21 protein-coding genes and 2 pseudogenes are annotated in these 22,082 nt (G+C 31.5%); 9 read left to right on the top strand and 14 right to left on the bottom strand.

Features of this window, described 5'->3' with window-relative positions:
- Positions 1–134: 134 nt before the first annotated feature.
- From HMPREF2706_RS00175 to HMPREF2706_RS00165, 3 genes and pseudogenes are all read right to left on the bottom strand, one after another.
- Positions 135–1,085, bottom strand: a pseudogene (locus tag HMPREF2706_RS00175) (metal ABC transporter solute-binding protein, Zn/Mn family); the annotation flags it as partial.
- A 259-nt stretch (positions 1,086–1,344) separates the two neighbouring features.
- On the bottom strand, positions 1,345–1,932 hold the full coding sequence (locus HMPREF2706_RS00170) for a DsbA family protein (RefSeq protein WP_049428410.1): 588 nt from the start codon (positions 1,930–1,932) through the stop codon (positions 1,345–1,347).
- A gap of 28 nt (positions 1,933–1,960) precedes the next feature.
- On the bottom strand, positions 1,961–2,320 hold the full coding sequence (locus HMPREF2706_RS00165) for a DUF4467 domain-containing protein (protein WP_002432307.1): 360 nt from the start codon (positions 2,318–2,320) through the stop codon (positions 1,961–1,963).
- A 327-nt stretch (positions 2,321–2,647) separates the two neighbouring features.
- Here HMPREF2706_RS00165 and HMPREF2706_RS00160 point away from each other — a divergent pair, with 327 nt between their 5' ends.
- On the top strand, positions 2,648–3,898 hold the full coding sequence (locus HMPREF2706_RS00160; protein ID WP_070597707.1) for an aminoacyltransferase: 1,251 nt from the start codon (positions 2,648–2,650) through the stop codon (positions 3,896–3,898).
- Between the two features lie 49 nt (positions 3,899–3,947).
- On the opposite strand, the gene HMPREF2706_RS00155 is transcribed toward HMPREF2706_RS00160, so the two are convergent.
- The 5 genes from HMPREF2706_RS00155 to HMPREF2706_RS00135 all read right to left on the bottom strand — a co-directional run bounded on the left by HMPREF2706_RS00155 (position 3,948) and on the right by HMPREF2706_RS00135 (position 8,182).
- The gene (locus tag HMPREF2706_RS00155) at positions 3,948–4,292 is read right to left on the bottom strand and encodes an ASCH domain-containing protein (protein ID WP_049428412.1); all 345 of its coding nucleotides are present in this window, start codon (positions 4,290–4,292) and stop codon (positions 3,948–3,950) included.
- 104 nt (positions 4,293–4,396) lie between these two features.
- Positions 4,397–5,122: an amino acid ABC transporter ATP-binding protein gene (locus HMPREF2706_RS00150; protein ID WP_023351196.1), complete on the bottom strand. Its 726-nt coding sequence runs from the start codon at positions 5,120–5,122 to the stop codon at positions 4,397–4,399.
- Complete coding sequence (locus HMPREF2706_RS00145; protein ID WP_002432695.1) at positions 5,119–5,838, bottom strand: amino acid ABC transporter permease; 720 nt, start codon at positions 5,836–5,838, stop codon at positions 5,119–5,121. The genes HMPREF2706_RS00150 and HMPREF2706_RS00145 overlap by 4 nt, the downstream gene beginning before the upstream one ends.
- Positions 5,819–6,610, bottom strand: a complete 792-nt coding sequence (locus HMPREF2706_RS00140) for a transporter substrate-binding domain-containing protein (RefSeq protein ID WP_023351194.1) — start codon at positions 6,608–6,610, stop codon at positions 5,819–5,821. Before HMPREF2706_RS00140 ends, HMPREF2706_RS00145 begins: the two co-directional genes overlap by 20 nt.
- Before the next feature lie 129 nt (positions 6,611–6,739).
- Positions 6,740–8,182, bottom strand: coding sequence for an MDR family MFS transporter (locus tag HMPREF2706_RS00135; protein ID WP_002432632.1), 1,443 nt, complete (start codon positions 8,180–8,182; stop codon positions 6,740–6,742).
- 194 nt (positions 8,183–8,376) lie between these two features.
- Here HMPREF2706_RS00135 and HMPREF2706_RS11970 point away from each other — a divergent pair, with 194 nt between their 5' ends.
- Positions 8,377–8,481: a putative metal homeostasis protein gene (locus tag HMPREF2706_RS11970; protein WP_000762708.1), complete on the top strand. Its 105-nt coding sequence runs from the start codon at positions 8,377–8,379 to the stop codon at positions 8,479–8,481.
- A gap of 185 nt (positions 8,482–8,666) precedes the next feature.
- Here HMPREF2706_RS11970 and HMPREF2706_RS00130 read toward each other — a convergent pair whose 3' ends face one another.
- Positions 8,667–9,353 (bottom strand): 2,3-diphosphoglycerate-dependent phosphoglycerate mutase, encoded by a 687-nt coding sequence (locus tag HMPREF2706_RS00130; RefSeq protein WP_002432310.1) that lies wholly within the window; start codon positions 9,351–9,353, stop codon positions 8,667–8,669.
- A 407-nt stretch (positions 9,354–9,760) separates the two neighbouring features.
- Between HMPREF2706_RS00130 and HMPREF2706_RS00125 the strand changes: the two genes are divergently transcribed.
- Positions 9,761–10,171, top strand: coding sequence for an aggregation-promoting factor C-terminal-like domain-containing protein (locus HMPREF2706_RS00125; RefSeq protein WP_002432800.1), 411 nt, complete (start codon positions 9,761–9,763; stop codon positions 10,169–10,171).
- 201 nt (positions 10,172–10,372) lie between these two features.
- Here the strand turns inward: HMPREF2706_RS00125 and HMPREF2706_RS00120 are convergent, their stop codons facing one another.
- The 3 genes from HMPREF2706_RS00120 to HMPREF2706_RS00110 form a co-directional block, all read right to left on the bottom strand.
- Positions 10,373–11,266 (bottom strand): cation diffusion facilitator family transporter, encoded by an 894-nt coding sequence (locus HMPREF2706_RS00120; RefSeq protein WP_070862079.1) that lies wholly within the window; start codon positions 11,264–11,266, stop codon positions 10,373–10,375.
- Positions 11,267–11,498: 232 nt separating this feature from the next.
- A complete protein-coding gene (locus tag HMPREF2706_RS00115) occupies positions 11,499–11,879 on the bottom strand; it encodes a GtrA family protein (RefSeq protein WP_023351191.1) in 381 nt (126 codons plus the stop codon).
- Between the two features lie 16 nt (positions 11,880–11,895).
- Positions 11,896–13,383 carry a DUF6056 family protein gene (locus HMPREF2706_RS00110; protein WP_049428419.1) on the bottom strand — a complete coding sequence of 496 codons (1,488 nt, stop codon included), beginning with the start codon at positions 13,381–13,383 and terminating at the stop codon, positions 11,896–11,898.
- Positions 13,384–13,562: 179 nt separating this feature from the next.
- Between HMPREF2706_RS00110 and HMPREF2706_RS00105 the strand changes: the two genes are divergently transcribed.
- The 3 genes from HMPREF2706_RS00105 (at position 13,563) to HMPREF2706_RS00095 (ending at position 16,804) form a co-directional block, all read left to right on the top strand.
- A complete protein-coding gene (locus HMPREF2706_RS00105) occupies positions 13,563–14,720 on the top strand; it encodes a glycerate kinase (protein ID WP_070862077.1) in 1,158 nt (385 codons plus the stop codon).
- Between the two features lie 33 nt (positions 14,721–14,753).
- Entirely contained in the window at positions 14,754–15,452 is a 699-nt protein-coding gene (locus HMPREF2706_RS00100; protein WP_030063335.1) for a hypothetical protein, read from the top strand.
- A gap of 143 nt (positions 15,453–15,595) precedes the next feature.
- A complete protein-coding gene (locus HMPREF2706_RS00095) occupies positions 15,596–16,804 on the top strand; it encodes a putative multidrug effflux MFS transporter TcaB (protein ID WP_049428424.1) in 1,209 nt (402 codons plus the stop codon).
- A gap of 46 nt (positions 16,805–16,850) precedes the next feature.
- Here HMPREF2706_RS00095 and HMPREF2706_RS00090 read toward each other — a convergent pair whose 3' ends face one another.
- Entirely contained in the window at positions 16,851–17,318 is a 468-nt protein-coding gene (locus HMPREF2706_RS00090; RefSeq protein ID WP_037579301.1) for a GyrI-like domain-containing protein, read from the bottom strand.
- A 157-nt stretch (positions 17,319–17,475) separates the two neighbouring features.
- On the opposite strand from HMPREF2706_RS00090, the gene HMPREF2706_RS00085 reads away from it, so the two are divergent.
- Positions 17,476–18,087: a C39 family peptidase gene (locus HMPREF2706_RS00085; RefSeq protein WP_037550332.1), complete on the top strand. Its 612-nt coding sequence runs from the start codon at positions 17,476–17,478 to the stop codon at positions 18,085–18,087.
- 64 nt (positions 18,088–18,151) lie between these two features.
- Here HMPREF2706_RS00085 and HMPREF2706_RS00080 read toward each other — a convergent pair whose 3' ends face one another.
- Entirely contained in the window at positions 18,152–18,961 is an 810-nt protein-coding gene (locus HMPREF2706_RS00080; protein ID WP_070862075.1) for a metallophosphoesterase, read from the bottom strand.
- 336 nt (positions 18,962–19,297) lie between these two features.
- Here HMPREF2706_RS00080 and HMPREF2706_RS00075 point away from each other — a divergent pair, with 336 nt between their 5' ends.
- Together HMPREF2706_RS00075 and HMPREF2706_RS00070 are read left to right on the top strand one after the other, a co-directional pair.
- The gene (locus HMPREF2706_RS00075; RefSeq protein ID WP_070862073.1) at positions 19,298–20,701 is read left to right on the top strand and encodes an amino acid permease; all 1,404 of its coding nucleotides are present in this window, start codon (positions 19,298–19,300) and stop codon (positions 20,699–20,701) included.
- Between the two features lie 248 nt (positions 20,702–20,949).
- Positions 20,950–22,056, top strand: a pseudogene (locus HMPREF2706_RS00070) (cation:proton antiporter); the annotation flags it as partial.
- Positions 22,057–22,082 lie beyond the last annotated feature (26 nt).

Below are 22,082 nucleotides of genomic sequence, written 5' to 3'. Positions count from 1 at the left end.
TTTAATGATTATATAGTAACAAAATTCGTCAAATAACAAATAATAAAATGCCCCCACTCATATGAATGGAGGCTCTCAATTTAACCAACGTAATAAAAAACCATGCTTCGGTGGTTAAGAATTAATTATTGTTCTTTCACATTACTTGATAATGACTTTTCTAAGTTTTTAATATTTTCTCTCATTAATTTTTGATAAGACAAGTCTTTTTCTTCTTGTTGATCTTTATTTAAAGATTCCATGTTGTAAAACTTAAGCGGTTTAGCATCTGTTTCTTTACGAATTGTATCTGTAACTTTATTTGCTACATTATCCTCATAAAGAATATATTTCGCTTTACTAGCTCTTATCTCTTTAACAATTTGAGTTAATTCTTTTTGCGATGGATCCTCTGCATTCATATTTTGAACACCTTCTTGCTTAAATCCGTATCTATGAGCTAGATAACCGATTGACTCATGTGAGATAAATACAACATTATCTTTCTTGTCTTTAGTTACTTTCTTCATTTCTTTATCTAAATTAGCAAGTTCTTTGTTAAGTTTTTTGTAATTCTTTTCATATTCTTTCTTATGTTTTGGATCTTTCTTAATTAAAGCATCTTTGATTTCTTTAGCGAATGTTTGATCCATTTTTGGGTCTAGCCAAATGTGCGGGTCATATTCACCATGATGATGTTCGTGTTCCTCATGCTCTTCTCCATGATGGTGATGATCAGGAAGTAAACTACTTTTACTTAATTTATCTTGTAAAGATAATTTCTTATCTTTATCTTTGATTGTTCCTGCTACTTTTTTAGCAACTGGATCTAAATCATCACCTGTATAGATAAATAAATCTGCCTTACTCGCATTTAAGATATCCTTTTGTGTTGGCTCATAGGTATGTAAATCAGTACCTGCTGGATAAATTGATTTAACGTTTACATGTTTACCACCAATTTGTTCTGCAAAAGATTTAAGTGGATAAACTGTAGTATTGATAGTAATCTTACCATCTTCTTTTTTATTATTATCATTTCCACACGCCGTTAAAATGAGGGCAAATAAAGGGAGAATGACTAATAAACTCAATAGTCTTTTCATAAACAACCTCCTAAATAGTAATTATTACGATTTAAAAGTATATACTTTTATTTCTGAATTGACAAGGGCTTTTAAAAATATTTCTCACAATCATTTGGAAAATAGAACTATTGGTAGTTTTATTGTGCATCATCTGCAAGTAACTTTTAAAAATAAAAAATGCCGACAAAAGCTTAAGCCTTGTCGACATTTGCAAAGAAGATTGACATATTATATTCTTTAAAATTATTTATGCCCTACTCTTCATTAAAGAAAATTACTATTCTAAAAGTTTTTGATAACTACTAAAATCATATGGATCTTTAACTTTTTTACCTTCAATGAATACTGTAGGAGTTTGTTTTATATGATGTTCCTTACCTAGTTTTTTATCTTTTTCAGCAGCTTTCCATGATGTTGAATTTTTAGTTTTATAATTTGTTTTAATCTTATCTTTAGTTTTATTACTAATGTTTAATTTATCAATTTGTTTATCTATTAATGTATGTGTAATCCATTTCTTATCTTCGTCTTTTTGATGTTCAAACATTAACTTTTGAAATTGGAGTGAATACTTTGGTGCATAATGATTTACTGCTTGTTGTGCTCTTGAACCAATAATTGAGTCCTTTCCTATAAAGGCAAGGTTCACATATTGAAACTTAACTTTATTTTTATCAATATATTTATTTCTCAACTTTGGCATCACTTTATCTTCTACTTTTTTACAATATGGACATTTAAAATCTCCATACATAACTATTAATGGCTTGCCATCTTGTTTAGCTTTAATAGAACTTGGTTGTTTTGAACACCCATATATAAAAATGATGGTTAAAATGGCTATAATTCCAATTAATTTTTTCATTAGTACTCCCTTTGTAGCTATACAACGATTAATTCATGTTTTCTTCCTTGTAATCAGGTTCATGTTCTTCATAATAACCTTTGGAGTTAAAGTTTTCTTTGTAATGCGCTTTTTTGCCTTTAAACTCATATGTGTAATAATGCACTTCAGCATCATCACTCAAAGGTTTATATGCAAGAATAACGTATTTACCTTTTTTAAATACATAAATATTCGCATCTTTCTTATCAAAGTGTTTTACTTCATCTCCTGTATCGTGCTTAGCTATTTTTTCTTGTTTTTTGTCTTGCATTTTTACAGCTTTATCAATTTTATCAGTATATTTACCACTACTACATCCCGCCAATATAAGTGCTACTACTGATAAAGCAACTGCTAATTTCTTCAAACTACTCACTCCTACCTTTTCAACCTATTTTATCTATAGAAAAAATAAATTACCTTGAAAATCTATACATTCTTCATTTATTGTCCCATGTTAGATTCCATTCTTTCATTATAAATATTATCACATAATGAGTGTTACAACGAAGCTAGTTGTTTTTATTTTTTGTGATTTTTCTATTAATTAAATTTAAGTTGGGGTAAATTTATCTCATACAAAAGTATGATGCAATGTTTTGTGTTATTATGTGTAATGATGACTTGGGTTTGGTAAAATAGATAAATCATGACAATTTAGATAACTAAATAGATTTAGAGGGGAAGATTAATGATGAAATTTGTTAACTTATCTTCTGAAGAATTCGATCAATTTACTTCAGAAAATTTTTCACATTATACACAATCAAGTATACATTTTGATAACCGTAATAAAATGAAAGGCGATGTTCATCTTGTAGGAGTTAAAGATGAAGATGACAAAGTCATTGCTGGTTGCCTTTTAACAGAGGCACGCTCGCTTAAATTCTTTAAATATTTCTACACACATAGAGGTCCAGTAATGGATTATAATAATCAATCATTAGTTCGTTTCTTCTTTAAATCTCTTACAGATTACTTAAAAAAACGTAACTGCTTATACGTTCTTGTTGATCCTTACCTACTAGAAAACTTGAGAAACGCTGATGGTGAGATTATCGAATCATTCGACAATCGACCATTCATCAAAACAATGGAAGATTTAGGTTATAAACATCAAGGTTATACAGTCGGCTATGATACAATGAGCCAAATTCGTTGGCTATCAGTATTAGATCTTAAAGACAAGACTGAAGATCAACTATTAAAAGAAATGGATTACCAAACACGTCGTAATATTAAGAAAACTTATGAGATGGGTGTTCAAGTTAAAACACTTCCTATAGAAGAAACAGACACATTCTTTGAATTGTTCCAAATGGCTGAGGAAAAACATGGTTTCAAATTCCGTGAAAAACCTTACTTCGAAGATATGCAAAAAACGTATGAAGATCATGCAATGCTGAAACTTGCTTATATAGACTTACAAGACTACCTAAATACATTACAAGAAAAACATGATAACTTAGAAAAACAACTAAAAGAAGTTGAAAAAACATTAGAAGAAAATCCAAATTCTAAGAAAAATAAAACTAAACACACGCAAGTAAAACAGCAATATGATAGTAATGAACGTAAAATTAATCAAACTAAAGATAAGATTGCTAAAGAAGGACAAGTACTTAATCTAGCCGCTGCGTTATATATTTATAATGACCATGAAGTATATTATCTCTCTAGTGGTTCAAACCCTAAATATAATGCTTATATGGGTGCTTACCGTTTACAGTGGGAAATGATTAAATTTGCTAAAGAGCATGATATTAATCGTTATAATTTCTATGGTATCACTGGAGACTTTAGTGAAGATGCTGAAGACGCAGGTGTACAAAAATTCAAAGAAGGTTTCAATGCTGACGTTTATGAATATATTGGTGATTTTGTTAAACCAATAAAACCTATATTCTACAAACTAAAAGAAATCTTAGAAAATCGCAAATCATAAATTAAAAAGGATCACATCTAAACTCCCCTTTAGATGTGATCCTTTTATATTATACAAGCTCTATTTTTAAAGCAACTACACCATAATTTAATTCATCAGTTTGGTTATAGATGGAATAAATACTTGCTACTTTTTGCGCCAAGGTCGCGTCTGTCTCATAACCTATTTCAGCATTATCATAGTAGTTAAATAACTTTTGAAATGTATCAAAAACTCGCTTTTCAGTTACTTTGACTCTCATTTTTTTCTCCGAGTCGTCTATATTTGTAAAGACAATCGTGTCACCAATTTTAACTTTTTGTCTTTTCTCATCATTCAGTCTAATTTCTACCGTTTTCCTATGATTACGAATGGCTTCGAATGGCTCCACATTTAACTTCATCGAGTGTTCCATTATTTCACTCCTCAAATCTTCTTTGTGAAAATTAATTTATAATTATTTTAACATAAAAAAGCTATGCAAACGTCAAATAACCGTCAGCATAGCATATATCAAACTTATTTAATTACATTTAAAAAGCGTTTTAATTCCTCAGTTTGAGGTTGATTAAACATTTCGTCTGGCGAGCCTTGCTCAGCAATTTTACCTTCATGAATAAAAACTGTATGATTTGAGACTTCCCTAGCAAATCGCATTTCATGCGTCACAATGACCATCGTCATACCTTCATCAGCGAGTTCTTTAATCACCTTCAAAACATCATTAACTAATTCTGGATCAAGTGCTGATGTAGGTTCATCAAATAGCATGACCTTAGGATTCATTGCTAATGCTCGAGCAATGGCAACACGTTGTTGTTGTCCACCTGATAAAGCATGAGGACGTTGGTCTTTCACGTGATCAAGTCCAACTTTTTCTAATAATTCCATTGATTTACGTTCGGCTTCAGACTTTTTCATTTTCTTAACCGTAACAAGTCCTTCCATCACATTTTCTAAAGCAGATTTATGTGGGAATAAATTATAATTTTGGAAGACCATTCCAGACTGTTTGCGCACTTCGATTTGAGATTTTTTATCCTTTTCAGTATAAGTTTTACCATTAACATAGACTGTACCATCTGTTGGAATCTCTAAAGCATTCATCATACGAAGTAACGTTGTCTTACCAGAACCTGAACGCCCTATTAAAGTTACAACTTCACCTTTATCTACAGTTAAATCAATGCCTTTAATCACTTCGGTCTCATTAAAAGACTTATGGATATTTTTTAATTCAATCATGAGCGATACCCTCTTTCAATGCGTGATTCATACCATCCTTGAATAATTGAGATGATAAAGCATACAACCCAGTACATAATTGCTACTAAAATATAAATAGTTAAATATTCGTATGAAGTAGACGCAACTTCTTGTGCTTTTCTGAACATTTCAGCCACAAGAATGAAACCTAATAGTGAAGTATCTTTAATTAATCCTAAAAATGTATTACCTAATGCTGGTATAGAAACACGTATTGCTTGAGGTAATATAATTCGTTGAACTGTTTGGCGATAATTCATTCCGATTGAATACGCCGCTTCAGTTTGCCCTTTAGGAATTGAAATAATACCACCACGAATAATTTCAGATGCATACGCTCCCACGTTGAATGATAAACCTATTATAGCAGCTACAACCGGTGCTAAAGTCCATTGATTATCCGCATCATTCGTAATGAGTCTTCCTAATTCTGGAATACCATAAAATATAATAAATAATTGAACAATCATCGGTGTTCCACGAATAATTGATACATATACGCGTGCAATGCCTCTTAAAATTTTACTTGTTGAAATACGCATTAATGCAGTAAACAAAGCAATAACAAGGCCTAGAATAAATGTAACTATAGTAATAGGGATTGAATATTTCACCAATCCCTCTAACATTGGACCAAATGCTTGCTTAGCCGCATCTAAAGCGTGTTGCTGTTCATTATTTAGACTTAGAAACATCTTGACCAAACCATTTCTTACCTATTTTAGCTAATTCACCATTATCTCTGATTTTCTTAAGACCATCATTGAATTTTTTAATTGTTTTATCATCTACTTTCTTAGAAAATGCGAAAGCTGATTTATTTTGTTCAGCGTTACCTTTAATAGCTTTGATCTTAGCATTAGGTTTTTGTTTCTTATAATCTAAATAAGATAAACTATCATTAAACGTAGCATCCACACGTTTAGAAAGTAATAAATCCATTGATTGGTTGAAACCATCAACTTTAGTGATTTCGGCACCTTTATCTTTTGCTAATTTACCGTAGTTAGAAGTGAATGTTTGTGCTAATTTTTTACCTTTAACATCATTAAATGATTTAATATTTTTCTCATTATCACGTACAACTAATACTGCGCTTGAATAAGTGTAAGGATTAGAGAATTTATATTTCTTCTCTCTATCTTTATTGATACCAACTTGGTTTGCAATGACATCAAAGCGCCCTGCATCTAAACCTGCAAACATAGAATCCCATGATGTTTCATTGAATTTTAATTTGAGGTTTTCTGCTTTCGCTACAGCTTTAATAACATCAATATCGTAACCAGTTAATTTATCTTGTTTATTGTGGAAAGTGAATGGTGCGTAAGTACCTTCAGTACCTACTCGTAATGTATTATCATCTTTACTACTTGATTTGCTATCTTTATCACTTGATGAATCGTTATTACCACATGCTGCCAATACAAATACTAAAGCGATAATGCAAAATAAAAGTCTCTTCATTTAGTTAAACTCCTTAATCTTATTATTCTAATCGGAATAAAAATATTTTATCCCTTTAGAGTGTAATAGTCAATAAGAAGTTCCCTTATATCAAGTGTTCAGAAAGTTCTAATATATTTTTTATACCGTTCATGATGTTTGTTCTTTTTCTTTTTTAGTACGTTTTTTAAGCATAAATGTGCATAAGAAACTGATCACCGTAATTATCACTGCAAATAAAAATCCTGCATGATAGCCATGCAACATCGTATCTATTTTAATTTGACTGACCATTTCTTGTTTATTCATACCTTTATAATCACTCATTTTAGGTGAAAAATGTTGACTCGCTTGACTTAAAATAGTAATTAATCCAGCTGTTCCAATTGAACCTGCCACTTGTTGTACGGTGTTAGTCATAGACGAGCCATGCGCATTCATTTCAGGAGTTAATTGGTTCATGGTATGTGTCATTACTGGCATTAATCCTAATGCTATACCAATCATACGAATCGCGTAAACTGTAGCTAACATTACTGTTGAGGTATGTTCATCCATCACCACAAAATACGAAGTTGTTATGATTACAATTAACATTCCGATGATAGCTAAAGGCTTAGCACCAAACTTTTCATACATTGCTCCTGAAGTCATTGACATGATAGCCATCACGATTGCGCCAGGTAATAAAATGAGTCCTGAGTCTAATGCGGGCTTATTTAATAAATTTTGAACAAACATTGGTAATACTGTTTCTGAACCGATCATAGAAATCATTGTTACTGCCATAATAAGTAAACCAATTGCAAATTGTTTATTTTTAAAGACACCAAAATTGAGTAAAGGCGTATCCAAGCGTGATTGTCTCCAAATGAATAACACCACTAAAATAATACCGCCGATAATCGTAGACAAGACTATTGGATCGTCCCAACCATCATGTGAAATGGAGCTCGTACCATAAAGTAAACCACCGAATCCTAATATAGATAATATAATTGAGATTACATCAATAGGAACTTTAATATTTTGTCCTACATTCTTAACAGTGAATAAGGCGATAATAAATGTGATTGCTGCTATAGGAGCAACAACATGGAATAAAGATCTCCAATTAAAATATTCAACTAAATAACCAGATAATGTCGGACCAATCGCAGGTGCTAAACCAATCACAAGTCCGAAGAATCCCATATATTTACCGCGTTCATGAGGTTCAAAGATATCTAGAATCGACGTCATCATTAAAGGCATCATAATACCTGAACCTAAAGCTTGAACGATTCTTGCAAATAATAACGTAGTAAAATTGGGACTAAAACCTCCAACAATTGTACCTACAAAGAAGATTAAAATTCCTGTTAGGAAAACTTGTCTTGTAGTAAATCGTTGTATAACTAATGCTGATAATGGAATAACCACTCCATTGGTAAGTAAAAACGCTGTTGTTAACCATTGAACTTGAGAATACTGAATGTGAAAATCTTTCATTATACTTGGTAAAGCTGTTGTTAATAATGTCTCATTTAACAAACCAAAAAATCCACCAAGTAACATAGTGATAATCATGACTAACTTTGTTTTTAAAGACATGACCTTCCCCCCTTTTATAACATCAAACAGATATTTGCCTATTATACATATTTTGAATAAGTTAATCATTTAGTTGGCTCACTTTTGTTTCTAAAAAATACTACGACTTATGTAATTCTGTTAAATCGTAATAATTACTATTTACAAAAGCATTATTTTCTTCCATAATATAGATACACAAGGAGGAAGATAAAATGAAATTAGATTTACAAACTGCTAGACGCAATTTGAATAGTCCTAATATAAAAACAAGAAAACGTGCTCTGAAAATAATAAAACAACATAAAAGAGCGAAATAAAATCTTTTAAATTCTAACACTTATATTTAAACATCTAAATTTGATATGTTAATCATTTACCCGAAATGAGTAAGACATATTTCCCAGACAATTTCCTTATTATTCTTTCAACTTATAACTTCACATAATAAAAGCCATTAAATGATTTAAACTTATCATTTAATGGCTTACTCTATTCTGGTCTATTATAAATAGTATTTATCTTTCACTTCCAAATCATCAGTTAATTCATAAACAAGTGGCGCACCTGTTTTTATTTCATAACCAACAATCTCTTCACTAGATAAATTTTCAAGGTATTTAATTAATGCTCTAATGGAGTTACCATGTGCAGACACAAGTACAGTTTCACCATCTAATAGATGTTGTGAAATTCGATCAGTCCAAATAGGCACAACGCGATCTAATGTATCCTTTAAACTTTCAGAATATGGCATCATTCTTTTATCTAAATGTCTATATCTACGATTGTTTAAATATTCTTCACGTTGTTCTTCACTTTCTGCTGGTGGTTGCACATCATAAGAACGTCTCCATTGATGAACTTGTTCTTCTCCCCATTTTTCACGTGCATCATCTTTATTTAAACCTTGTAATCCACCATAGTGACGTTCATTTAATCGCCAACTTTTATGCACTGGAATCCACTGTTGATTAGAACCTGCTAAAATATATTGTGTTGTTTCTAAAGCTCTAGTTAATAACGATGTATAGGCAACATCAATTTCTAATTTATTATCTGCTACTTTTTCACCTGCAGTTTTAGCTTCTTCAATTCCTTGTTCAGACAACTTCACATCTGCCCAACCGGTAAATAAGTTTTTAGCATTCCATTCACTTTGTCCGTGACGACATAATATTAATTTTGGCATAAAAAAACACCTTCCTAATTTAAAATTACGTAATCAACCACTACACAATCTCAAAACATGAGCGTAAATATAACAATGAGATTGCTAACATGACTTAATGATTACATGAATAACTGACCTCATTTTTCTCTCTCACTACTATTATTATAGACCGTTAAAACTTATTTTCCCAAGTAATTGTATGGCTATTTTCGTAATATATTGTCACAAGACATTGATATATTGAAATGTTTGTTTTATGAATAAAATATCTGACTTTGTATTTTTACTTTGATGTAACCTATGAAAACAATTGCGATGATATAGTGTATTTACAACTTTAGAAAGACACAAATCAAAATAGATCTGTGATATTTGCATCATGAACTGCATTTTCAGACAGATTCTAGTTAAAGAAGTTATTAATTATGAAAAAATCAATACTAGCAATTCTAGCTACAGTTTCAATAGGCGCTACAGGTTTAGAAGCCGGTAATGCACATGCTGCTGAAAATACTAATCAAAATTATAATTCTACAGCTACTCAAACATCATCTAGCCATAGCTCAAATGCAAGTAGTGAGTCAACAAGCGAAGTATATCAAGAATTCATAAAAGCTGGAGGTACAAAAGCACTTTGGGAAAAAATCGTACTTCCTGAATCAGGCGGAGACCCAAATGCATCTAATGGACAATATCATGGATTAGGTCAAACTAATCAATCATGGGGATATGGTTCAGTCGCTACTCAAACTAAAGGTATGATTAATTATGCCAAAGAACGTTATGGTTCTATAGATGATGCTATTTCTTTCCGCGAAGCTAACGGGTATTGGTAATTTATAATTAGGTTAAACCTATAAAAATATAATGATTGTTTAAGATACGATCTACTATTAACTAAAGCTATATTTCAACTATTATCTTAATAATTCAACATCTCTCTACGTATTAATATAGCCAAAACCCCTAAATGAACTTTTTAAAATCAATTCATTTAGGGGTTTATTTTAAATCATTTTCTCACTCTAATTATGTTTTTACTCTTTAATCGTTTTATTATTATCTTCTTGATTATAAGGTTCAGGATGAACATATACTGAAGAAATACCTTTTTCATGTAAATGATGCTCTACTCTATCACAAATTTGATGAGCTTCATACAATGACAGATTCGGTTTCACGACGATAGTTACATCAAGAAAAATACTATTTCCATGATAACGCCCTTTAATATTATTAACGTCGATAACATCTTTTACTTCTAATATATCATTACGATAGTCTTCTAGATCTCTTTCATTAAATCCGTCACTTAAAGTAAAGATTGACTCTTTAAAAATCCCAAACCCGGTATAAATAATTAATAAACCTAGAAGTGTCGCTAAAATAATATCTACAATTGGAAATCCTATTTGCGTGAATATAAGACCTATAGCTGTACCGATACTGACTAAACTATCGGATAAGTTATCTTTTGCTGCAGATCGTAACGAACTGCTATTAGTTTTTTTAGCGAGTCTGTGATTAACATATAATACACCTAACATAATCACACCACTGACTACACTGACAATAATTGTAATTACATTAGGTACATGTCTATCTTGTGTAATAAGTCTTGGTGCATTTTCCGTTACAACCTGTATCCCGACGAACATAATAATAAAAGATACAAGTAATGTCGAAATATTCTCAGATTTTAAATGACCGTATGGATGATTTTTATCTGCAGGTTTAATAGAAATTTTTAGTCCGACAATAACTGCAATTGAGACGATAATATCTGTCATATTATTTAACGCATCTGCTCGAACCGCTGCAGATTGGTATATATATCCAGTAACATATTTGGCTATTGAAAGAATAATATACACGACTAAACTAAGATAGGCACCACGTTGAGCAATCTTCAAATTTTCACTTTGAGACATGCTTATTTACCACCTTAATATGCTTTAATAACTTTAGTATGAAACAATAACTGAGGTATTACAACGTTTTTTTATTTCTATATTTTTTATGAAAATAAACTAATGAAATTTTTAGATTTGCCTAATTTATAATTTATATTTATTCAAATTTAATCACAATCTCAAATCTCTTTTTAAAAAAAGCAACCCACTCAGTACAACGTACTTAGTCGGTTGCTTTATCTAAACTCAATTAATCTCGTAAGATCCACTTAGACAAAATAAATGTTACCGGTATCGTAATAATTAATCCTACAAATGGGGCTATCTCTGAAGGGAAATGAAACCACTGCACAAATATGTATAAAAGTAATGTTTGCATTCCCATATTAACCACCTGTGTAAGTGGAAAACTTAAAAACTTTTTTAGCGTTGGTTTTACCCTATAAACAAAATAACAATTTAAGTAATAAGAAATGATGAAACTCACAATAAATCCCGTGATATGACTGACCAAGTAATTAACACCTAATAACTTTAGAAGTAATAAATATACAATATAGTAATTTAAAGTATTGATTCCACCCACTATTACAAATTTGATAATTTCAAAATGTGTCTGGGTTAATCTCATTCTCTATCTCCTTTAATTATTCTCCATCATAACCAAATGGTACTACTTTAAACTTTAGATCTTTTGGCAAATCATAATATGCTTTAAAGTCATTGAAATCCGTCTTCGTTGACGGTGTTGTTAAATGCGTATATTTTTCGAAAGGTAATCTCTCTAATATAATACTTTGATGACGCTTACCATTTTTTAATTGTTCTTCAACATTTTCAATTCTATTGACACTACTTTGATAAATCAAGCTAAATCCTATAACTAATATCAAACTATGAGCACATGCAATTGCCTTAACGATAGTCGTTACTTTATTGATATTTCCATCAAATTGCTTTACAAAACTAAGTAAAAATATTAACCACAGCACGTATATGAAATAAAAGTTTCTATTTCCTATTGGAGCCACAACCAATAATGGTAGCGTCGATAACACGATTGAAATTAAACATCCTAAAGCGATGGCTCTTAAATATTTTTCTGATATTAATATGACTGTACTATATATCAAGACCGCAAAGAAAACTGCACAAATCAAGAAGTTTAATAAAGCTATTGAAAATGATTTTGTATATATTTCAAAATGGAATTGATCATAGATGAGTAATTTATAAAACGGTAAACTGTACAAACCATACATAATTGCAAATTTAATAACAACATGTTGGTTTACAAAAATTGTATTACGAACCAAAAGTATTGTAATGATAACCGAAATAACTACGAGTATTAAATATTGATTAAGAAATATATACTTAGGAAAGTCCATTAATAAAGTCGTTCCTATTTTATGTAAAATGCCTACTTTATCTGAAATAGAATGGTAGATTGTTTTACCATCGATGATTTTAAAGTAAATAGGATTTAAAAACATAATGATTGCGCCAATGCAACTTAGCATAAAGCCCACAATTAAATAGTAGTTTAGCTTTTTATGTTGGATGCCATATATACTAGCACCAATTAAAATGATAAGACTATTGTATATAGTGATATTTTCAATAAATAACTGCCCAAACAAACAAGCTGTGAGAAACAGCCAAAGATGATTAATACTAGCCTCTTCATCTCCATAAAGAATATAAATGATAGTATATAAGATGAATAATGAGATTATTGATGAAGGAATATAATTGTAGAATCCTGCTATCCATCCATAAGTTTCACTATAAACTCCACTTGGAATCATTATTAAAAATGTAAAACATATCAAAATATATATAAACTTTTTATTTACATTCACTATCATTGAACAAAAGTAAATCATTAAACACGATAAAGCAGTATAACTTAAATATTTGAAAATAGCGCTATGCATCGCGAGAATCTCTAAAAAATTCCCGAGATATCTTCCATTCGTTTTCATTAAATCTTGCCCAAGTGAACTTATGTGTGAATTTAAATACCAATGCCAGTCAACAAAAGATAATGGTGTTAGAATAGCCATAATGAAATAAAATAATATAATACCTATATACCAACATAATTGTTCGTGTTGTTTAAGTTGTTTCATAAGATGTCCTCTCTGCATGTTCATGATGTTTTATCGTAAGCTTAATTTATTTAATTTTATTATAGACTTAAAAACATATAAATGACTATCCCTTTCCAAAAGATAATGATAAGTGTGACTTTAGTTGAAGTTTATTTTAAAAAAAATAGCAATAAAACATAATAATAGGAAGTGATTGCGTGTCACAATTTAAAATAGTTATTGCCCCAGATTCGTTTAAAGAGAGTATGACAGCGAAAGAGGCAGCTACTGCAATTCAAAATGGCTTTCAAGAAGTGTTTAATGATCAAGTTACTTACGACCTTATACCTATGGCGGATGGTGGCGAAGGAACAACTGAAGCTTTGAAAGAAGCTTTAAAGGCGACTTCCTATACCGTTCAAGTTAAAGACCCTCTCTTTAGAAATATTGATGCAAGTTATGCAAGAAGTGATCAATATGAAACAGCTATTATAGAAATGGCTGAGGCATCTGGCCTTCATTTATTAACCCATGAGGAGAGAAATCCACTTCAAACTTCCTCCTATGGAACTGGACAACTCATTAATGAAGTACTTAAACATGGTGTAAAGAAAATCATTTTAGGGATAGGAGGAAGCGCGACCAATGACGGTGGCGTGGGTATGTTGCAAGCATTAGGAGTTTCTTTTAAAGATGTTGAGCATAATGAAATTAAACCTGGTGGAGCAGCGTTACACACAATTGATAAGATTGACACCTCTCATCTCAATCCTTTGCTACAAAACGTTGAAATTAAAGTAGCTTGTGACGTTACAAACCCATTATTGGGTAACCAAGGCGCTACTGTAATATATGGACCTCAAAAAGGCGCTACTGAAAAGATGATACCAAAGTTGGATTCCGCATTAAGTCACTATCATGATAAAATTAAAGAAGAATTACAAAAGTCTGTCAAAGATATACCGGGTGCAGGCGCAGCTGGTGGCATGGGTACTGCTTTACTAGCTTTTCTTGATGCTAATTTGCAAGCAGGTATAGATGTAGTTCTAGATGAAACACGTTTTCAAGAGAGAGTGAAAGATGCTCAAATTGTTATTACAGGGGAAGGTAAAATGGATGAGCAAACGATTTATGGTAAAACACCCATAGGCGTTGCGAAAGTTGCAAAGGCATATGACATCCCGGTTATTGCAATTTGTGGTAGCCTCGGTGATCAGTATCAAGAAGTTTACCGCCACGGCATTGACACTGTCTTTAGCATTACTGAGTATCCTTCTGATTTAAAGACCACCCTTGAAAATGGACCACAATTCATGCAAAGAACTGCAACAAATATCGCCCGTCTCATCAAATTGAATTTGAAATTAAAACCATAAAATTGAAGTTTACCATTACAATGAGGTGACATTATGAAAAGAACAGATAAGTATAGAGATTCATACAAATACGATAATCAATATCAAAACCACCGACGTCGAGCTGAAGAAGACGAATTTCGAAATCGAGCTCAATCTCCAAATAAAATGAACGGTCAACGTTCTAATCAACGAGAATTTGATGATGAACCAGAACGTTACTATAATGGTCGTGATTATCGTCGTGAACAACAACTTGAAGAGGAAAATGAAAAATCAGGTCGAACTAAAAAATGGCTTATTGCTATCATAGTTATTTTACTTATTATAGTAGCCATTTTTGTTACCCGTGCCATCATGAATCACAATGATGATAAAGTAAATAATGATCCTAATGTGTCTCAAAATTATAAAAAACAAGTTGAAAGTCAAAATGATGATATCAACAAACAAGTTGACTCGGCGAAAAGTGATATTAAAAATAATAAAAATAGTGAATCTCAAATTAGCAAATTACAAAATGAAATTGATAAATTAAAACAAAAAGAAGAAAATAATGCTGATTCTAAATTCACACAATTTTATCAAAAACAACTTGATAAACTAAAAAATGCTAATAACGCACAACAAAACAATGAAAATCAAAGTAAAATTAATAGTATGCTTGAAGATATCAACACTAAATTTGATAGCATTAAATCAAAATTAGAAAGTATATTAAACGGTTCAAGCTCTGATGGACAAAGTAATTAATCACACTAACCTAGCAAGGTCGTTTAGGGTAACGACTTTGCTAGGTTTTTATGTATACACAAATTAGTATTTAAGTTTAGTACTTACAAACACATGTAAAACGTATATAATTGATGTTGTAATTTGTTCAAAGGAGATTATTTATGACTCATTCAAGTGCCAAGCACTTTTCAATGATATTAATCATTATCTTAGGTGTCATGACAGCATTCGGTCCACTTACGATCGATACATATACACCTTCTTTACCTAAAGTACAACATGATTTTGGAACTACAACTTCAGAAATCCAATTGACACTATCCTTTGCAATGATTGGACTCGCACTTGGGCAATTCTTATTTGGACCTATTTCAGATGTCTTTGGTCGTAAACGAATTGCCACGATATTAATGATGATATATTTAGTAGCCACTTTTTTATCTATATTTACCGGTCACTTAACGTTATTTTTAATTCTACGATTGATACAAGGTTTAACAAGTGGCGGTGCTATCGTCATCGCCAAAGCGTCTGTTGGAGATAAATACCATGGTAATGAATTAGCTAAATTTTTAGCCTCATTAATGGTAGTTAACGGTATTATTTCCATATTATCACCATTGCTAGGCGGTTTTGTATTATCTATATCTAACTGGAGAATGATATTTGCATTTTTAACGCTTATCGCTTTTATAGTTTTAATTGGTATTTTCTTAAAAATGCCAGCCCATACTCAAACAATGCAAACACGTCTTCAATTTAAAGATATACTTAAAGATTTCTTGTATTTACTTAAAAAACCGACATTCGTTATTCCTATGTTGCTACAAGGTTTAACCTATGTGATGTTATTTAGTTATTCATCAGCATCTCCTTTTATTACTCAAAAAATTTATCACATGAGTGCGCCTCAATTCAGCGTGATGCTTGCTATTAACGGTGTAGGATTAATCATAGTTAGCCAAATTGTTGCACTACTAGTAGAAAAAATTAGTCGTCAAAAATTATTAATTTATTTAACGATTGTGCAAATTGTAGGCGTAATATTACTTATTGCGACGTTAGCTTTACATCTTCCTTTATATGTATTACTCATCGCATTTTTCATTAATATTTCGCCAGTTACTTCAATTGCGCCATTAGGCTTTTCAATGGCAATGGAAGAGCGAACAGGAGGTAGTGGTAATGCCTCTAGCTTGCTAGGTTTGTTCCAGTTTATATTAGGAGGGATTATCTCGCCATTAGTTGGTTTAAATGGTGAACATGATATGACTCCCTACTTACTTATAATTAGTGTTACTGCTATCTTACTAGTTTTACTACAATTCATTTATTTTAAGCTTTATTCAAAAAACACTATATCTCATTAAAAAGTAAAGCCTCACTTCAAAATGTAGAAGTGAGGTTTCATTATAATTATTGAATTGGCATCCATATCTCAGTGACGTAAGATTCACTTTGTGTATCACCTGGTCCGTATAGCTCAAAGAATGGAGCTTGTTTTATTTCAATATTTTCTCTAGGAATAAGTTCATGATGTATATCATTCATTGTTTGCTGAACACTTTTAGGGACAGGTCCTTTAGCTTCGACAACTAAATACTTTCCACCTTCTAAGTTGAATGTCTCTAAACCATCATGAGGATCTTCTGTACTTGTCACACCTATAGCGTAATCCATTGTTCTATCTTCTTTAGGCAGACAAACACCTAACAAACCGTTCAATTGGTTATCGCTTTTTTGCAATAATCGTTCATCTAATTTCATAGTATGCACATCTTCCCAGAAATCCGGAATATTACTTTGAGCGTGTCCTCCGCTTTTATAATGTCTATAAGCGCCTATGACTTTTGTGCTCTCAATATTTTCTATTCTGTAGTCCATGTTCATCTCCCCCATTTTAATTTTACTCAATTATCTTATAACCCATTTTCAAAATAATAACCTCATCAAATAGAACAAACATTTTAATATACTAAATGAATGGCACGTTATATAATATTAAATATTAAATGAATACCAGTTTGTTGAGGAAGAAATTATGAAGAAAACCATTTTACCAGTTAAACCTATAAGTCAATTATTTCCAATCCCTATGGTTATGGGATGTGAAGGCGTATCGGCAGCAATGTTACTACAATTTAATCATCATTCAATTAAAGCAACGGAAATTATGAGCAAATGGCCTAAACATCCTAACAATCCATATAAAGGTTACGTAGGCCACCCACTGTTAGTGAAGTTAGGTTACCACCAAACCATCTTTCCTGCTGCATTCGTTCCTTTCCTCAAGCAATATGACAATCGTGTTAAAGATGGTTCAGGTTCTAGCTTAAAACAACTTGAACGCATAATTGATCAAGGACAACCTGTCATTATATATCATACAAGTTTAGGTGCTAGACCCTTCCACCGCGTGTTCCGTCTTGATAATAAACCTACTAGACTTGTATCGAACATTCATGTCACATTATTAATAGGTTATGATGATACTTATTACTATTATATTGATCCTTTGTGGACACAACTAACTAAAGGAATTGTCATACCTTCAATCATTCCAAATCAAAAACAGATAATCAGAATTAAAAAACAAAAATTAGAATGTAGTTATAACGCACCAGGCCAAATGTGTGTATTCGTTCAACCATAATAAAAAGTAAAATCTCGAGACAAAGCGTTGTTGTCTCGAGATATTTTTTAATTACAATTAAATTTTAAATATGGAAATCTATTAACGCATGATTGATTTCTTTAGCTAAATCAGACGTTCTCCATTGTCTTTGATAACCTAGACACGGGCACATATAAACTGTATCACTATCTCTTAGTTCTTTTCGAAAATGAACATGCCCCATAATACTATATTTAATAGGATATTTCTCATAAATATAATCAAAATCTTGCGTCCCAATAAATGCATTAAAAAAATCAAAAATTCGATGTGGTGTAGGTACAACAAATTGTGGATGTGTAACCACATGTGTCATTAAAATAATATTACGGTCATCAACGTTCTTGATATCTTCATCTACCATTTGGGCAGCCACTTTTGACAACTGTTGGTCTGACGTAGTCCAGTCAATTCTTACTTTATCTTGCCATGTCGCCCCGTAATGTTTGCCTTTTTTAATTTTGTCTAATGAAAATCGCTTATCTGCATAACTATAATCATACCAACCTGTATGACCAACGATGGCCCACTCATCATTAACAATCAATGGACGTCCTATTAAACATTCTTCTTGTGTTTTATAAAATTCTAAAATCTCAGTTGATGATTTATCCGAGCCATCGGACCACAAGTCGTGATTCCCAGGTATAAAATAAGTTGGAATTTGTATCATGGCTTTTAAATGGACAATAAACTGATAACTCATTTTATAATCATTAGAAATATCTCTGGCAATCAATAATATATCCAATTTCCTCTCATTAACTACCTCTGCCAAAATATTGAGATAGCTTTCCGGTTTGAGTTTTGGGTGGCGATCAATATGTAAATCTGAAATTGTACCTATTTTCATGATTTGACCCTTCTTACATTAGATTACAATAATTTTTATTATTACATATCCAGAAATTAAAGTTAATTAATCAGTTTAGTAATATTACTTGCTATTTACAAAAATAAGATTATAATTAAGTATATTTTTTAGCTTTACTGAATTTTTATAGATACAAATAATATCAATCTAATTTTTTGATTATTCTAAAAAATCATAAGTATTTATTATCATAAACACTCTTATAAATGTATTTACTTATATTTCTGTAAATCATTGCTTTATCTAAATTGTTTCTATAATATTAGACGAAAGAAAACGCTTTCATAAACATTTGTTTTTCTGAGGAGGAAGTCTATGGCTAGACAATTGCATAGGGAGTTAAATAATAGGCATATCCAATTAATTGCTATTGGTGGTGCTATTGGAACTGGATTATTTCTAGGTTCTGGGCAAACTATTTCTTTAACTGGACCGTCACTATTATTTACTTATATGATTATTGGGATTATTTTATTCGCATTTATGCGTGCTTTGGGAGAATTGTTATTAAGTAACTCTAAATTTAATTCATTTGTAGATATCGCAAATGAATATTTAGGACCTTTTGGAGGATTCGTAATAGGTTGGACTTATTGGATTTGTTGGGTCGTTTCGAGTATGTCAGATTTAACAGCCATGGGGCAATATTTCGCATTTTGGTACCCTCAGGTCCCTCATTGGTTAACTGTGTTATTTATTGTACTGATTTTAATTTCATTTAATTTATTAGGCGCCCGTTTATTTGGAGAACTTGAATTTTGGTTCTCAATTATTAAAGTTGTAACTATTGTAGCGATGGTAATTGTTGGGTTGGTTTTAATTTTCCTATCATTTAAAACGCATTATGGTCATGCTTCATTCACCAATTTAGTTAAGCACGGAGGCATGTTCCCACATGGTCCTTTCGGATTCTTAATGTCATTTCAAATAGCAGTCTATTCCTTTATTGGTATTGAGCTTATCGGTGTAACAGCTGGTGAAACGAAAGATCCTGAAAAGACCATCCCTAAGGCTATTAATAACGTTCCTATTAGAATTTTACTCTTCTACATCGGTGGTTTATTAGTCATCATGTCAGTCATTCCATGGGATAACATTGACCCAGATAGTAGTCCTTTCGTAAAGCTATTTAGTATTATTGGCATACCTTTTGCGGCTGGTATAGTGAACTTTGTTGTCCTAACTGCAGCCGCTTCAGCTACAAATAGCGGTATTTACTCAAATAGTCGTATCTTGTTTGGTTTAGCTAAACAAGGTTTGGGACCTAAAGTATTAACTAAAACAAATTCTAACGGCGTGCCCTACCTTTCAATGTTCGTGTCATCGATTACTTTACTTGTAGCAGCGTTGTTAAATTTTATCTTCCCAGATGTAATCAAACTATTTATATATGTTACGACTTTATCAACTGTACTCTTTTTAGTAGTTTGGGCAATGATTATCGTGTCATATATAGTTTATGTTAGAAAGGACCCTGAAGCACATAGAAATAGTAAATTTAAATTATTCGGTGGTCAAGGCGTCGCGTTTGTCGTATTAGCTTTCTTCTTCTTTGTATTTATATTATTATTCTTTAGTGCTGATACACGTGCAGCAATCTTTATTTCGCCAATCTGGTTCATATTCTTATTCTTCTACTATAAAAAATATAAATCAAATGCCAAAGCATTAGCTGAAAAACAACATTTAAGCAATCAAAAGCAAACTAAAAACATATAAATGTTCTCTTTAAAAACATCTTAAAGAATATAATTTGTTATTCTTGCGCTTATATAAGATGTCTTCAATTATTACTCTTTGAGTGGCGGAACTATGAAAGAATTATAAACAATTCTTTTTGTTCCGCTTTCTTTTTTTGGGGTAATAATTAATACAAATTAAAGTTAAATTCTGCTAAAAGTTGTGTATATGTGATTTACATTTTTAAATGGTAAAATATATGTTATTGATTTATAGAGGAGAATCATATGGAATTATTAGAAGCTTTTTTAATTTTTATATTTGCAGTCATTGTAAGTTCTGTCTTACATAATATGTTTCCTAAAATTCCAACTGCATTTATTCAGATTGGTTTAGGTGTTGTCATCTTTACTCTACCTATTCCAATGCATTTCGAATTTGATTCAGAAGTATTTATGATGGCCGTTATTGCCCCATTATTATTTGTTGAAGGAACGCATGTGTCTCGTTCTAAATTATTGGAATACCGTAAACCCGTCATTTTAATGGCAATGGCCTTAGTTTTTACAACGGTTATTGGCGTCGGTTACTTTATACATTGGATTTGGACCGATTTACCAATGCCAGCTGCTTTCGCGATAGCTGCGATTTTATGTCCTACTGATGCTGTGGCCGTATCAGCCATTACAAATGGGAAAGTTTTACCTAAAGGATCAATGTCTATTCTAGAAGGGGAATCATTGCTGAATGACGCAGCAGGTATCATCTCATTTAAAATTGCGGTCACTGCGCTTGTCACTGTTGCATTTTCAGCAATTAACGCTATCGAACAATTTATTATTTCGACAATCATCGGAATATTAGTCGGTGCCATCTTCGGTATTATTGTCGTGAGAATACGTATCTACCTTACAGCGAACAAAGGATTAAAAGATAATAACACATTAACATTTATCCAATTATTGACACCCTTCGCTATTTACTATATAGCTGAAACATTGCATGCATCAGGTATTATAGCTGTAGTAGTAGCAGGTTTAATTCATGGTTTAGAACGTGATAGATTAATCCGTGCACAAACAGAATTACAAATGAACTTTACACAAATTTGGAATACGTTTAGTTATGCACTGAATGGCTTTGTCTTTGTTGTACTTGGATTCATCGTACCTGAGGTTGTTATGGAAATTGTTAAAGATGAACCTGAAAATATTAAATTCTTAATTATGATTACCCTACTCATTGCGCTTGCTATTTATGTATTTCGTTTTATTTGGGTATTTGTATGGTATAAAGACTTTTATTTCCCGAAAAATATTCAATATTACATGGATAACTCAGATGAAGAAGAAACACCTCCCAATCGAGCACACTATGCTTTTATAATGACGGTTCTGTTGCAAAGTTGAATTTATAGTAT

It is taken from the genome of Staphylococcus sp. HMSC067F07 (assembly GCF_001837405.1).
Lineage (GTDB): Bacteria > Bacillota > Bacilli > Staphylococcales > Staphylococcaceae > Staphylococcus > Staphylococcus capitis.
This window is presented reverse-complemented; position numbering and strand designations above follow the sequence as displayed.